The following is a 13,382-nucleotide window of genomic DNA, read 5'->3' on the forward strand; positions in this document are numbered from 1 at the left end:
AGAAGGTGTACTGCCATATAGGCAGCTTAGAAATTGCCTGCAATAAAAGGCTTGTACTTTTGAGCGTGTACTGCCATATAGGCAGCTTAGAAAATCCACTTTAAATGCTGGAAATGGCAACTTACGTGTACTGCCATATAGGCAGCTTAGAAAAAATTGATCATGCTGTGCTATATGCTTTGAAAGTGTACTGCCATATAGGCAGCTTAGAAAAATGTGCAAGCAAAAGCATAGAAATATGCTTTGTGTACTGCCATATAGGAAGCTTAGAAATTAATGGTGTATCATTTGCAACAACTGTGTCAGTGTACTGCCATATAGGCAGCTTAGAAAACTGGTTACTTCTTTTACATCCTTGTGACCAAGTGTACTGCCATATAGGCAGCTTAGCAAAGCGAGTTGATGATTTTAAGGTCGCTAAAAGAAGGGAGGGCATAAAATAGAAAATAAAAAAGCCCGCTTTAATGCTGCGGGCTTTCTTGAATTTGGCTCTCCCACCTGGGCTCGAACCAGGGACCTGCGGATTAACAGTCCGTCGCTCTACCGACTGAGCTATGGGAGAATCTGCATGCGATTATAGAGACATTTTGACAAGGGTCAAGCAAAAACTTTCATATTTATGACAAATCATATTTATCTGATTTTAATTTAAACAATTGCATAAAAATATTGAAAAATACTTGTCAGGAGAATATCCAGTTGCTAGATTGAATCCATAAAGTCGTTTGATCAAATGGTCAAACAGTGTGGATTTAAACCGACTTGCCAGCACAAAAATGGCTAAACTGGAGAAAGCGAATGAATACGCTCACAATCCCCCAAATTTTCGCGCAGTGGTCTTTCTATCAAGAGCATTATCTCGATATTATTCAAGATTCGAGCCAATATTTTACTCCTGTTACAGGTGCTGAAATCTGTTTATGGCCCTTAGCGAATCAACAGTTATATCTCGGGGATCTCTTGCAACTGTGGTTTTCAGAAAAATGGTTGGCTAAAAAAGAACCGCAGTTCAGTTTTGAAATATTCCTGCATGTTCCTGAAGTCTCAAAAAAAGATTTATATATTTATGCAATTTCAGGTAATTTTTTGACTGGATCGAATCAATCTAAAGTTTGGCAGGCATCGACTGGCCAAACTCAGGAGTTGAGTCTGGCGCATATCTCGAAACATTATTTTGAATATCGTGCTTTAACCCGACCGAAATCTGTGAAACTTGCAGATAGACTGGGGGCGCTTTAAAGCATAATGTACTGTAAATATTTAACGAAGAATCATACATGTGGCTGTTGCGTGTGCATAAAGTTTGCCATCTTCATCCACAATTTCTCCTTCTGAAATCGCAAGATTTTTACTCATATTAATCAGCTTGCCAATAGCAGTCAGCGGTTGGTTTTGTGGAACAGGGCGGCACATTTTAATATTCAGATCAATGGTGCCATATCCAATGCCTGCTTCTAAAGCGCTGTGAACAGCACAACCTGTTACGGTATCGAGTACGGTTGCAGCAAAGCCACCGTGTACACCACCTAAAGGGTTTAAATGACGTTGATCAGCCTGTACTTCAAAGGTGACCTGTCCACTTTCAATTACGGTTGGTTTCATGGGGATCGTCTGGCTGATACTGGCAGGAGGAATATGGCCGGCGGCCATGGCTTGCAGAAGTTGTAGTCCGGTCATTTCTTTAGGATTCATGGTTATTCCTTTGCGTCACTGTTTTATCAATATGATTAGATTGTTATTTACAAATTTTCAAGTTCTAAAGTAGAACTTGTGTCGAGAGGAGTCAATTGTTTAAAGTAGAGTCAGTAAAATAATTCTCCGCGGACTTACATTTATGAAATGGACTGAAGCAACTGAGCAAAACTGTCCGATTGCTAAAAGTCTGGCAATTTTTGGTGATCGCTGGACCTTGTTAATTATTCGTAATGCCTTTTTAGGCATGACCCGCTTTGAACAGTTTCAGCAGAATCTGGGCCTGACCCGTCATGTGTTATCTGATCGTCTGTTGCGTCTGGTGAATGAAGGGATTTTAGTTAAACAGGCCTATGTTGACCGGCAGCAGCGTTTTGAATATGTACTGACTGAAAAGGGGAAGGCTTTGGCGCCTATGTTGCAAGCCATGATGCAATGGGGTGTAAACTGGACTGATGCTCAAGTCCCAGAAAAATATCGTGATGCTTTAACAGCTGTAAATGTTTAAAATTAAAAAACCCGCACTCATATCATGACCGCGGGTCTCTTTAATCTAATAATTTAGATTATTTTGCAGCTTTTTCAGCTTCAATTGAAGCAATCGCTTCATCAACGCCTTCAATAGAGTCAGCCGCTTTCTTAATACGTGCAAGCGCATCGACCAGTACTTCATCAGCAGTTGCATAAGAGATACGCATGAAGCCACCCAAGCCGAATGCATCGCCAGGAACAACTGCAACACCCGTTTCTTCCAGTAACCAGGCAGAGAACTCTGTGCAAGATTTCAAGCCTTTGGCACGAATCAACGGTTTGATGTTGGCATAAGCATAGAAAGCACCATCAGCAGGTAAGCAAGAAATACCCTTGATGTCATTCAAGCCATTGACCACGAGGTCATGACGACGTTTGAAAGCTTCAACCATTGGCTCAAGTACATCTTGAGGACCGTTCAATGCAGCTTCTGCCGCAACTTGTGAAATCGAAGTCGGGTTAGAAGTTGATTGAGACTGGATTTTTTTCATCGCGCCGATAAGTTTTGCAGGACCCGCTGCGTAGCCGATACGCCAGCCAGTCATTGCATAGGCTTTAGACACACCGTTTAATACGATGGTGCGCTCATAAAGATCTGGTGCAACTGTTGCGATGTTATAGAACTCGTCAGTCCAGCGGATTGGCTCGTACATGTCATCCGAGGCAATAAAGACGTCTGGATGTTTGCGTAATACCTCAGCCAAAGCTTCAAGCTCAGCTTTGGTATAAATCATGCCTGTCGGGTTAGATGGACTGTTTAATACCACCAGACGGGTTTTTTCAGTGATGGCCGCTTCTAATTGTGCAGGGGTAATTTTGAAACGTTGCTCTTCACCACATTTCACAATTACTGGTACACCTTCAGCGATGATGACCATATCTGGATAGCTAACCCAGAATGGCGCAGGGATAATCACTTCATCGCCTTTATTTAACAGGGCAAGCGCCAGGTTAAAGAAAGATTGTTTACCGCCACAAGATACCAGAATCTGGTTCGCTGCATAGTCAAGGTTATTGTCACGTTTTAATTTAGCAATGATTGCTTTTTTAAGACCTGGCGTGCCGTCAACAGCGGTGTATTTGGTGAAACCGTTGTTAATCGCTGCAATTGCTGCATCTTTGATGTGTTGCGGTGTATCAAAATCTGGCTCACCTGCGCCCAGACCAATGACATTATGACCGGCAGCTTTTAATTCAGCAGCCTTATTCGTCACAGCAAGGGTTGGGGACGGTTTGATGGCATTTACACGATCAGAGAGACGTACGTCCACGGCAGTATTCCTTCTTATGGGGATTAAAAAATAAAAAGCACATTATCTTAGCTCAAAATACTCAATATAGGGCAAAAGAATTTGAAAAACTTGATGAAAAAATAGAGGAGTTGTCAAAGTTTATCCTGAGTTAAAAATGCTCAGGCAAAGCCCGATGTGCTTTATTTATAAGTTTAATATTTGATTAATAGATGAAATATAAAATAAAAATGGCCACTTTAAAGTGGCCATTGCTCTGTTTAAGACTTGCAGTTATGCGGTAAAACGTGACAAATCTTCTTCGGGACGAGCGGTGAGGACTTCAACACCATCTTTTGTTACTAAAAGAGTGTGTTCATATTGTGCTGATAATTTATGGTCTTTGGTGACTACGGTCCACTTATCCCCCAGTAGTTTGGTTTGCCAAACGCCGGCATTTACCATCGGTTCAATCGTAAAAGTCATGCCTTCTTCAAGGATCATGCCGGTATTCGGTTGGCCATAATGAAGTACCTGCGGTTCATCGTGGAAAGTCGTGCCGATGCCATGACCACAATATTCACGCACTACACTAAAGCGTTCAGATTCAACATATTGCTGAATCGCATGGCCAATATCACCGATGGTTGCACCCGGCTTAACTACAGCGATACCCCGGTACATGGCTTCCTGTGCCACTTTGCAGAGACGGTTGGCCAAAATTGAGGTTTCGCCACCGACGATATACATCATGTTGGTATCACCATGGAAACCATCCTTGATGACAGTTACATCAATATTCAGGATGTCACCTTTTTTCAAGGTTTTGTTTTCCGAAGGAATCCCATGACAAACCACATGGTTCACCGAAGTACAGATGGTGTGCTGAAAAGCAGGACGACCAGGAGCCGCACCATAGCCCAGACAGGCCGGAATTGCGTCTTGTACATTGACAATATAGTCATGACAAATCGTATCCAGTTCCAGGGTGGTGACGCCGGGTTTGATATGCGGTTTGATCATATCCAAAACTTCTGCTGCCAGTCGTCCAGCCACGCGCATCTTCTCGATATCTTCTGCGGATTTGATTAAACGAGGGGGAGCTTGATAAGTCGTGTTCATGATCTCTAAAAACTTTTGGAAATTTGTGTGTAGCTATGGTATAAATAGCCGCCCATTTTATCAAATGCTTTTTCGTGAATATATTTGCGAGGCTAGATGAATGGTGTATTAAAATCCGCACATATATCGACACATTACTCTGGGTGCCCTACGGGGTGGAGAATGCGGATATATGGAGGCCTAACCCAAACTTTAAGGTAAAGAAAATGGCAGATTACAACGTAAGCATGCGCGACCTTCTTCAAGCAGGCGCACACTTTGGTCACCAAACACGTTTTTGGAACCCAAAAATGCGCGAATACATCTTCGGCGCGCGCAACAAAATTCACATCATTAACCTTGAGCACACTGTTCCTGCGTTAAATGATGCTTTGAACTTTGCTAACAACTTGGCTAGCAAAAAGAACAAAGTTTTGTTCGTTGGTACTAAACGTGCAGCTTCTGCAATCATCCGTGAACAAGCGCAACGTGCTGGTCAGCCATATGTAGACCACCGTTGGTTAGGTGGTATGTTGACGAACTGGAAAACACTTCGCCAATCTATCAACCGTTTAAAAGACCTTCAAACTCAATCTCAAGACGGTACTTTCGCTAAGCTGACTAAACGTGAAGCTTTAGAGCGTAGCCGTGAGATGGAAAAACTTGAGCGTGCTTTAGGCGGCGTGAAAAACATGGGTGGTTTACCTGACGCATTATTCGTAATTGACGTTGACCACGAAGCGATTGCAATTAAAGAAGCCAAAAACCTTGGTATTCCTGTAATTGGTATCGTTGATACAAACTCTAACCCAGACAACGTAGACTACGTTATTCCGGGTAACGACGATGCGATCCGTGCAGTAACTCTTTATGCTTCTGCTATGGCTGATGCGATTATTGCTGGTAAAGAATACGCTCAATCACAAGCAAATGCACAAGCTAAAGCAGAAGAAGCTCCAGCTTCTGAGGCTTAATGCGTTTGACGCTAGCTTGTCATTTTTGCGACATGTGACAGTGGCAAAGTAAGCGTTAAGTATGCAGGCGGCCCATGAGAATCCTCTGGGCCGTTTCTGTTCTAAAAGATTTCATTTTCTACCGTATTTAGGAGATAAACATGACTGCAGTTACAGCAAGCATGGTTAAAGAGTTGCGTGATCGTACAGGTCTTGCAATGATGGAATGTAAAAAAGCATTGACAGAAGCGGGCGGTGATATCGAACTGGCGATTGACAACCTTCGTAAATCTGGTCAGGCAAAAGCTGCTAAAAAAGCAGGTAATATTGCTGCTGATGGCGCGATTACCATTGTTCAAGAAGGTAACAAAGCAATCCTTCTAGAAGTAAACTGTCAAACTGACTTCGTTGCTAAAGACGCAAACTTTGCTGATTTCTCTAACAAAGTTGCAGCAGCTGCACTTGCTGCCAATGAAACTGACGCTGCTAAAATTGCTGAACTTAAACTTGAAGATGGTGCGACTGTTGAAGAAGCACGTATCGCTCTTGTTCAAAAAATCGGTGAAAACATCCAGGTACGTCGTGCTTCAATCCTTGAAGGCGAAAAACTGGCTGTTTATAAACACGGTCTGCGTATCGGTGTTGTTGTATCTTACACAGGTGATGCGGATACTGGTAAAGGCTTGGCAATGCACATTGCTGCATTCAATCCGGTTGCCGTAAATGCTGAACAGGTTCCAGCTGATCTGATCGCGAAAGAGAAAGAAATTGCTGAAGCGAAAGCACTTGAATCTGGCAAACCAGCAAACATCGTTGAAAAGATGGTGGTAGGTTCTGTTGAGAAATACCTGAACGAAGTTGTTCTTGAGCGTCAAATGTACGTAATTGACAACGACAAAAAAGTTGCTGACGTTCTGAAAGCAACAGCTACTACTGTAGCTCAATTCGTTCGTTTCGAAGTGGGTGAGGGTATCGAGAAGAAAGCTGAGCTTTCTTTCGCTGAAGAAGTTGCTGCTGCTCAGGCTGCTGCACAATAATTCGGTTAAGAATTTAAAAAAGCCCCATTTGATGGGGCTTTTTTTGGCCTGAACAAAATTTTAGAGGGTGAATCGGTTATTCACTGACTTTAAACCCAGCGTACAAAATAATTTGCTTTAAAGGGTTTTGAAGTTACGCAACAAGCTATGGGAAAGGGCCTAAATTTACCGGGAAAACCGATTGCGGAATAGCACTTTCCCGGATTTATAAGTGTAATGATATTACATACGCTTCAAGTGGGCTGTAAGGCCTCAGATTGACGAGATCTCCAAGATGGTAGGACTTTACCTAGATATGCATCCATGCACCAGATTGGGCCAATGAGAAGGAATTGCAGGTCTTTAAAGAAAGAGGGCTTTTTACCTTCAATTTTATGACCATAAAACTGACCAATCCAGGCAAAAATGAAAAGAACAATAAAGAATCCGCTGCCCATCGGTAAAATCCAGATCAGCCAAGCCATGACCAGCGTCAGTGCTGCCATCGCGACAGCCAGTACAATATCAAGGCGAGCATAGAAGATAAACGCTAAAGCCAAGAGCACAGCCGTTAGTAGAGCGCTAAAATGCGCCAGAATACCGATAATCGAAAAATAAATAGTCGGGACACACACCCAGTGAATCAGTTTATTGGTTTTATTCTGGTGGCTTTCGCTATATTCAGCAAACCATTCCGATACTGTTTTCATTTTTCGCTCCATCCTTGAACATATTCTAATTAAATCTGAATATAGAACAGAAGCAAGCGTTGGTCAAAATGAAATCGATAGCAGGCAAGTTGATCAAGTTGAAGTTTCGGAAAAAAACTAAGGTCTAGGGTTTTGGTATCAATAAAAAAAGCCGCATATTACCTGCGGCTTTTGTTAAATGTATTGCAAGTTAAATCTTAAGAATTTGGACCGGCAACACGTTCAATATTTACGTTTGCAGTTCCGGCACTGGTGATTCCCAGCTGCTTTGCTGCACCGTAAGAAAGGTCAAGAACACGGTTGCCATGGAATGGACCACGATCGTTTACTTTCACAACGACACTTTTACCATTGTTCTTGTTCGTGACACGGATATAACAGTTCAACGGCAAGCTACGATGGGCGGCTGTTAAAGCATTCATATCGAATGTTTCACCGCTTGCTGTTTTACGGCCATGGAATTGACGGCCATACCAGGATGCAGTACCTGTTTGGCTAAACTTGCGTACTGTCTTGGAAGCAACAGTATTCAGCTTTTCAATCACTGAAGGCTCTTCTGCAGGTATTTCAATTTTTGCTGCAATGGTTTCACGACGAACTTTATCGCCTGAACGTTCAGTGATTGAAAGACTGTTCAAATTGGTGAAATTTGAATTGAAGCTTTGAGCTTCTTTATTTAACACTCGTGCAGCTAGACGAGAATTGTCATTTTCATGATTGAATGAAGATGACGGAACCATATCTGCCTGTGACTGGGCCAGTGTGACCGTCGCGGCAATAGCCATAAAATACTTCAAAAAAGAAGAATGCATCGAATCAACTCCTAACAGCATATTTAGATTGATTTGTCTAAGTTATTGAAAAATCAACCAAACCTGCCTGACATTTAACTTATGCAACTACATTTAACGAAAAGGATGATATTCATGCTGACAATAAGCTGTCTAGTATTTAATTAAAATATTGAAAAAAAGAACGTAAAATACACAGTGATTGATTAAAAAATAATCAATATTGTAACATTGTATTAAAAACGCCTATTTATCGCTCATATTTTCTTATAAAAAACTTGACTTTAATAATTTGTAGCAAAAATTACTGTTATCGGCTCGTAATTTCTGTACCTAAAAGCCATAAAGCGGTCGCATACATGCGGCTGCGGTTATAGGTCGTAATTACTTGAAAATTAGGATAAGTAATATAGTAAATTGGCCCAGAGCTTTCTTGTAATTGAATCAGGCTCACCATGTCCAGATCGTCAATTTTTACGATCGGATTCATCGGGCTGACTCCTTGGCTTTTTAGTACTCCATAAGGTACAGGCTGGGTTAAATCCTTGGCAATCACTGCCTCTGGATTAGAGCCACTATAACGCGCCGGAAATGCCACTGGCTGGTTGCGCTGCCAGCCATACTGGGCCAGATAGTTGGCAATGGAACCAATTGCATCCACAGCAGAATTACGCAGGTCAATATGACCATTACCATCATAGTCCACACCAAATTTTGGAATATTGCTTGGCATGAATTGTGGGTAGCCAATCGCACCGGCATAGGAACCGACCACTGATGAAGTTGGAATGCCATCTGTATAGGACCAGGCGATTAAAGCCGCCAGCTCATCCTGGAAATACTGTGCACGACGCTCATAGCCAAAACCTAAAGTGGCTAGGGCATCACGGGTAATAAATGAGCCTTTGTTGCTCCCAAAACCAGTTTCTACTCCCAAAATGCCTAAAATGATCGCCTGAGGTACTCCAAATTGCTGCTCAGCACGGTTAAGGGTATCTGCATACTGCTGTTTAAAACGTACGCCACGCTGAATGGTAGACTCAGCCAGAAAATTGGTTTTATAGGCATACCATGGCTTACTTTCGCCCGGACGATTCATGATATTGATAATATTCGGAAGATTTTTTGTCCCAGCCATCGCGGAATCGATTTGCCCTGCGGTCAGGCCGTATTTTTGCATGGTACTTTGTTTAAAGCTGGCATAGGAAGGATGATGTTGAAAGTCATTGGCAGAAACAATACTGCTGCTCAGGCCCAAGGTGGCAAATAGAATTGAATATTGTTTCAATTTTTTATATAAATCAAATTTCAACATCTTGCTATGATTTCCAAATTTCTGGTGAGTTTGTGGCTATGTCATTTGAATCATGCCGCAAAAATAGAAGAATTTGTTTTTCTCAATTTTCCGGCTTAAAGCTGTGAATAAAGATAACATTGCCGCGAATATGAGTCATAGAAAGTGTGGTAAAAATAAAGAAATGTTGGCTGTTTTTAAAGCACATTTCATTTTTATGGCCTTTAACTGTAACAAGCTATTTCATGGAGACTAAAAAGCCTGACCGGAGTCAGGTTTTTTAAAGGGAGCATGTTCAGGCTGAGACATTACTCGGTATAGAACAAGGTGTCATGATATTCCGCCATAATCTGCAATTCTTCTTTGGTTAAATTCAGAATGATTTTATCAGCGGCAATATTAACGGCTTTAATTACGGCAGCAGCGCCAATATCTGCTGCTTTGCGTTTGATCATCCCCAAATCGAGGGTTTTATTAAAGTCGACCATAAAATGACGTACAGTGGCTTCAGCAAACTGTTTATACAGGTTACTCAGCGTTTGCTTGTCTACCGTATTGCCAGCTTTGAGTTCAGCAAATTGGTGCTTCAGATTAGTGACCAGACTGGCGTCGAGCGTTTCACCGATACGCATATGGCCAGCCGGGTCTTTGAACAGACTACGCTCAGAGAAGGCAATCGACTCTTTCACCACCTCATTTGATGCTTTACCCAGCAACTGCTTGAGTAAAACTGCAACAGTCGACTTGATATAACCCGCCAGTTTTTCTGCCGTATCACGCTTGTCGCTGGCAGGAAAACGGCGTACCAGTTCCGTGAGAATCGCGTCGAGGATTTCATCATTAATCATCAATGCGGTTTTGTCACGTAAAGGATAAAGCGGTTCACTTGAGTTTTTATTTTTCTGTGCAGTCTGAATAGTATTTAATAGTTCTGCAGAAGGAATAAAACCAAAAAATGGCATTGTTAAACCTCAATGTTTTTTATTGTCGCGCTAAACGTATAGGGCGAGGCATCCATGTTGAATCCGATACACGACAAGGATTGATGTCCAATCCACCACGACGTGTATAGGTGGCGTAAACCATCAGCTTTTCTGGTTTCAGCTGTTGCCAGATGTCGGCAAACATCTGTTCCACACACTGTTCATGAAAACCATTGTGCTGACGATAAGAGATAATATAAGCCAATATACTCTTATAACAAGGTTTTTTGCCCTGATAACGTATAAAAACTGTTCCCCAGTCTGGCTGGCCAGTCACCGGGCAATTACTTCTGAGCAAATGAGAGTAAAGCTGGATTTCGCCTTCTTGTGGATTTTCCAGATCCAAAGCCAGCAGGTTGGCATTGGGATGATTTTCCAGACGTTCTGGCACCAGATCATCAATAGAAATGCCTTCCGGCTTGGAAACTTCAAGCTCATCTACCTGAAACAGTTCTAGCGTCACTTCCGCTTCAGCCACGCGGGATAAATCCTGTTCTACCGTCTGGATAAAGGCATCTTTTGAGTTGAACGTCGTAAAGTTCAGGCTATTAAAGTAGAGTTTTAAAGATTTGGATTCGATCAGGTTGGGTGAAGATGCCGGCAGGGCAATCCGGCCAATGGCTACTTGCGGGATGCCGACTGCATTTAACCAGGAAATTTCAAAGACATGCCACCAGTCTTTGCCTTGCTGAATGGCATCTACATGGGCATAGTTTTCACGGGCAGGTGCGCGTGAAATAGGGAACAGAACATCGGGTTGATATTCTGTCGGGTAGTTGGTGTCTTTACCAAGAAGAGATTGTTCTACACTCATTATTCACGCATTCCTGAACCACGGGAGAGTAAATGATAGGCAAGCATATACAGTGCTGCACAACATAAGCTGATTACTGTCAGTGAAACGGCAACATTGACATCGCTATGACCTAAAATGCCATAGCGGAAGGCATTGACCATGTACACCACAGGATTAATCAAAGATAAATTTTGCCAAAATGGACCGAGGGCTGAAATTGCATAAAACACCCCGCCTAAATAGGTCAGCGGCGTCAATACAAATGTCGGGATGATTGAGATATCATCAAAAGATTTGGCATAGACTGCATTGATAAAACCGCCCAGAGAAAAGAGCAGGGAGGTAATCAGTACAGTATAAATGGTGACGAACCAGTTGGTAATAGATAAATCTGCAAAAAACAGACTCATTACACTGACAATTATGGCGACCAGTACACCGCGGGTGACACCGCCCAGCACATGACCCCATAACACGATGTGCAGAGGTACGGGGCTCATGATTAGCTCTTCAATACTTTTCTGGAATTTTGAGCTAAAAAAACTGGAAGAGACGTTGGCATAACTGTTGGTAATGACGGCCATCATAATCAAGCCGGGCACAATGAACTCCATATAGCTGTGGCCACCCATTTCCCCAATTCTTGAACCGACCAGATTGCCGAAGATGACAAAGTACAGGCTCATGGTAATGGCTGGGGGTAACAAAGTCTGTGGCCAGATCCGCATAAAGCGGCGGATTTCTTTATACAGAATGGTATATAAGGCGATACCTAGCTGATTCATGTTCATTCTGCCGCTCCATCCAGATTTTTTTCAACCATTTTTACGAATAGCTCTTCCAGACGATTGGATTTATTACGCATACTGCGAACCTGGATGTTTTGTGATTCGAGTAACTGGAACAGATCATTCATGGTATGGGCCTTATCCAGGGTAATTTCCAGAGTCAACGGGTCAATCAGATTAAAACGGACGCCGATAATATCCAGACTGAGGGGCTCAATTGGGGCGGCCAGATCGAAAATAAAAGATTCTTCATTGAGCTGGTTGAGGAAGTTTTTCATGCTGGTATCTTCTTTAATGACCCCGCGATCAATGATGGCTATACGACGACACAACATTTCTGCTTCTTCCAGATAATGAGTGGTCAGAATAATAGAAGTGCCATTTTCATTCATTTCATTCAGGAAATCCCACATGGAACGGCGTAGTTCGATATCGACACCCGCAGTAGGTTCATCCAGAATCAGTAATTTGGGTTCATGCATCATCGCACGGGCAATCATTAAACGGCGTTTCATTCCCCCTGAAAGCATACGTGCCTGGGTCGAACGTTTATCCCATAAGCCGAGTTTGTTTAAATATTCTTCTGCTCTGGCTTGCGCCATTTTTTTAGGGATACCGTAATATCCGGCTTGAGTCACCAGAATATCAAAGGTTTTTTCAAACTGGGCAAAGTTAAACTCCTGTGGAACTACCCCTAGACACTGTTTGGCTTTAGAGGGCTGAGTGTCGAGGTCATAACCAAAAATCTCAACCGTGCCAGAGCTTTTTCTTGTTAATGAGCTGATGATGCCAATCGTGGTCGACTTTCCTGCACCATTGGGACCCAACAGCGCATAAAACTCACCTTCCGGTACATTTAAGTTAATTCCTTTCAGTGCCTGAAAACCATTTCTATAGGTTTTCGATAAATCCCTCAATGTCAGTGCATCAGTCATGGATATCTCAAATGGTGAAAAGTTAAGATATTGTGAGTGATCTTGCAAAATAAGCCAAGTCATCCACTTGGGATTCTATGTTGCGTTTTTGGAATATTGTATAAAGCATAGGCATAAAGTTAAATAACTTAGAGATAGGTGCTTTACCTTGCTGATTTTTTTGTTATGATGTGCGTCGCGCGCTCATAGCTCAACTGGATAGAGTACAGGTCTCCGAAGCCTGTGGCGTGGGTTCGAGTCCCGCTGAGCGCACCACTATTATTTATAAAATCAATACCTTATCTATATCTTGGCGTGCTCTATATTGTCTCAAGAAAAAACCGCTATTTTTATGGTAACTGCATACTATCTTCTGTATCAAATCCCAATCAAAAACTTTAAAAATTATGAAGTAGGCTTAATGGGTAAATAAAAGGTCTATTAAAATCCAGCTTATGAAGTGTCTTGTTTACCTTTAGTCACGTTTGGGACAAAAGTTTTTTAAAAAAAAGATGGCTTTTGAGTTATGAGAGAAATTTAATCTACAGTCCTTTTTTATTTTTTTAAATATTTTTAGAATAAAA

At 42.1% G+C, this 13,382-nt stretch carries 14 protein-coding genes, 2 tRNA genes and 1 CRISPR repeat array (1 of these 17 only partly in view); of the genes, 5 read left to right on the forward strand and 11 right to left on the reverse strand.

Annotated elements, in window-relative coordinates:
• A CRISPR array of direct repeats spans positions 1-393; the repeat unit is 28 nt; unit sequence GTGTACTGCCATATAGGCAGCTTAGAAA; it begins 55 nt to the left of the window's first position.
• A gap of 93 nt (positions 394-486) precedes the next feature.
• A tRNA-Asn gene (locus NI461_RS04725) sits at positions 487-562 on the reverse strand.
• 236 nt (positions 563-798) lie between these two features.
• Between NI461_RS04725 and NI461_RS04730 the strand changes: the two genes are divergently transcribed.
• Positions 799-1,239, forward strand: coding sequence for a hypothetical protein (locus NI461_RS04730; RefSeq protein ID WP_253151095.1), 441 nt, complete (start codon positions 799-801; stop codon positions 1,237-1,239).
• A gap of 21 nt (positions 1,240-1,260) precedes the next feature.
• Here NI461_RS04730 and NI461_RS04735 read toward each other — a convergent pair whose 3' ends face one another.
• Entirely contained in the window at positions 1,261-1,692 is a 432-nt protein-coding gene (locus NI461_RS04735; protein WP_174659502.1) for a PaaI family thioesterase, read from the reverse strand.
• Positions 1,693-1,834: 142 nt separating this feature from the next.
• Between NI461_RS04735 and NI461_RS04740 the strand changes: the two genes are divergently transcribed.
• Positions 1,835-2,200 (forward strand): helix-turn-helix domain-containing protein, encoded by a 366-nt coding sequence (locus NI461_RS04740; RefSeq protein ID WP_258170011.1) that lies wholly within the window; start codon positions 1,835-1,837, stop codon positions 2,198-2,200.
• A gap of 58 nt (positions 2,201-2,258) precedes the next feature.
• On the opposite strand, the gene NI461_RS04745 is transcribed toward NI461_RS04740, so the two are convergent.
• Together NI461_RS04745 and map are read right to left on the reverse strand one after the other, a co-directional pair.
• Positions 2,259-3,494 (reverse strand): pyridoxal phosphate-dependent aminotransferase, encoded by a 1,236-nt coding sequence (locus NI461_RS04745; RefSeq protein ID WP_151203003.1) that lies wholly within the window; start codon positions 3,492-3,494, stop codon positions 2,259-2,261.
• Between the two features lie 252 nt (positions 3,495-3,746).
• Positions 3,747-4,574 carry a type I methionyl aminopeptidase gene (map, locus tag NI461_RS04750; protein WP_151206440.1) on the reverse strand — a complete coding sequence of 276 codons (828 nt, stop codon included), beginning with the start codon at positions 4,572-4,574 and terminating at the stop codon, positions 3,747-3,749.
• Positions 4,575-4,780: 206 nt separating this feature from the next.
• On the opposite strand from map, the gene rpsB reads away from it, so the two are divergent.
• A complete protein-coding gene (gene rpsB / locus NI461_RS04755; RefSeq protein WP_151203001.1) occupies positions 4,781-5,527 on the forward strand; it encodes a 30S ribosomal protein S2 in 747 nt (248 codons plus the stop codon).
• 140 nt (positions 5,528-5,667) lie between these two features.
• The gene (gene tsf, locus NI461_RS04760; protein ID WP_151203000.1) at positions 5,668-6,543 is read left to right on the forward strand and encodes a translation elongation factor Ts; all 876 of its coding nucleotides are present in this window, start codon (positions 5,668-5,670) and stop codon (positions 6,541-6,543) included.
• A gap of 233 nt (positions 6,544-6,776) precedes the next feature.
• On the opposite strand, the gene NI461_RS04765 is transcribed toward tsf, so the two are convergent.
• The 7 genes from NI461_RS04765 to NI461_RS04795 all read right to left on the reverse strand — a co-directional run bounded on the left by NI461_RS04765 (position 6,777) and on the right by NI461_RS04795 (position 12,819).
• Positions 6,777-7,232, reverse strand: a complete 456-nt coding sequence (locus NI461_RS04765; protein WP_253151096.1) for a DUF962 domain-containing protein — start codon at positions 7,230-7,232, stop codon at positions 6,777-6,779.
• A 197-nt stretch (positions 7,233-7,429) separates the two neighbouring features.
• Complete coding sequence (locus tag NI461_RS04770) at positions 7,430-8,044, reverse strand: septal ring lytic transglycosylase RlpA family protein (protein ID WP_151202998.1); 615 nt, start codon at positions 8,042-8,044, stop codon at positions 7,430-7,432.
• 289 nt (positions 8,045-8,333) lie between these two features.
• A complete protein-coding gene (gene mltB, locus NI461_RS04775; RefSeq protein WP_253151098.1) occupies positions 8,334-9,338 on the reverse strand; it encodes a lytic murein transglycosylase B in 1,005 nt (334 codons plus the stop codon).
• 287 nt (positions 9,339-9,625) lie between these two features.
• Positions 9,626-10,279 (reverse strand): hypothetical protein, encoded by a 654-nt coding sequence (locus NI461_RS04780; RefSeq protein WP_151202996.1) that lies wholly within the window; start codon positions 10,277-10,279, stop codon positions 9,626-9,628.
• Between the two features lie 19 nt (positions 10,280-10,298).
• Positions 10,299-11,114 (reverse strand): NADPH-dependent 7-cyano-7-deazaguanine reductase QueF, encoded by an 816-nt coding sequence (gene queF / locus NI461_RS04785; protein WP_151206437.1) that lies wholly within the window; start codon positions 11,112-11,114, stop codon positions 10,299-10,301.
• Positions 11,114-11,887: an ABC transporter permease gene (locus NI461_RS04790; protein ID WP_151206436.1), complete on the reverse strand. Its 774-nt coding sequence runs from the start codon at positions 11,885-11,887 to the stop codon at positions 11,114-11,116. The genes queF and NI461_RS04790 overlap by 1 nt, the downstream gene beginning before the upstream one ends.
• Positions 11,884-12,819, reverse strand: a complete 936-nt coding sequence (locus NI461_RS04795; RefSeq protein WP_253151100.1) for an ABC transporter ATP-binding protein — start codon at positions 12,817-12,819, stop codon at positions 11,884-11,886. The genes NI461_RS04790 and NI461_RS04795 overlap by 4 nt, the downstream gene beginning before the upstream one ends.
• A gap of 179 nt (positions 12,820-12,998) precedes the next feature.
• Between NI461_RS04795 and NI461_RS04800 the strand changes: the two genes are divergently transcribed.
• Positions 12,999-13,074, forward strand: a tRNA-Arg gene (locus NI461_RS04800).
• Positions 13,075-13,382 lie beyond the last annotated feature (308 nt).

This window comes from Acinetobacter sp. S4400-12 (genome assembly GCF_024129495.1).
GTDB lineage: Bacteria > Pseudomonadota > Gammaproteobacteria > Pseudomonadales > Moraxellaceae > Acinetobacter > Acinetobacter lwoffii_C.

Coding starts and splice junctions, on each gene's coding strand:
- mltB (WP_253151098.1), bottom strand. CDS start 9,338: ATGTTGAAATTTGATTTATATAAAAAATTGAAACAATATTCAATTCTA.
- NI461_RS04790 (WP_151206436.1), bottom strand. CDS start 11,887: ATGAACATGAATCAGCTAGGTATCGCCTTATATACCATTCTGTATAAA.
- NI461_RS04770 (WP_151202998.1), bottom strand. CDS start 8,044: ATGCATTCTTCTTTTTTGAAGTATTTTATGGCTATTGCCGCGACGGTC.
- NI461_RS04735 (WP_174659502.1), bottom strand. CDS start 1,692: ATGAATCCTAAAGAAATGACCGGACTACAACTTCTGCAAGCCATGGCC.
- NI461_RS04765 (WP_253151096.1), bottom strand. CDS start 7,232: ATGAAAACAGTATCGGAATGGTTTGCTGAATATAGCGAAAGCCACCAG.
- rpsB (WP_151203001.1), top strand. CDS start 4,781: ATGGCAGATTACAACGTAAGCATGCGCGACCTTCTTCAAGCAGGCGCA.
- NI461_RS04730 (WP_253151095.1), top strand. CDS start 799: ATGAATACGCTCACAATCCCCCAAATTTTCGCGCAGTGGTCTTTCTAT.
- NI461_RS04740 (WP_258170011.1), top strand. CDS start 1,835: ATGAAATGGACTGAAGCAACTGAGCAAAACTGTCCGATTGCTAAAAGT.
- NI461_RS04795 (WP_253151100.1), bottom strand. CDS start 12,819: ATGACTGATGCACTGACATTGAGGGATTTATCGAAAACCTATAGAAAT.
- tsf (WP_151203000.1), top strand. CDS start 5,668: ATGACTGCAGTTACAGCAAGCATGGTTAAAGAGTTGCGTGATCGTACA.
- NI461_RS04780 (WP_151202996.1), bottom strand. CDS start 10,279: ATGCCATTTTTTGGTTTTATTCCTTCTGCAGAACTATTAAATACTATT.
- map (WP_151206440.1), bottom strand. CDS start 4,574: ATGAACACGACTTATCAAGCTCCCCCTCGTTTAATCAAATCCGCAGAA.
- queF (WP_151206437.1), bottom strand. CDS start 11,114: ATGAGTGTAGAACAATCTCTTCTTGGTAAAGACACCAACTACCCGACA.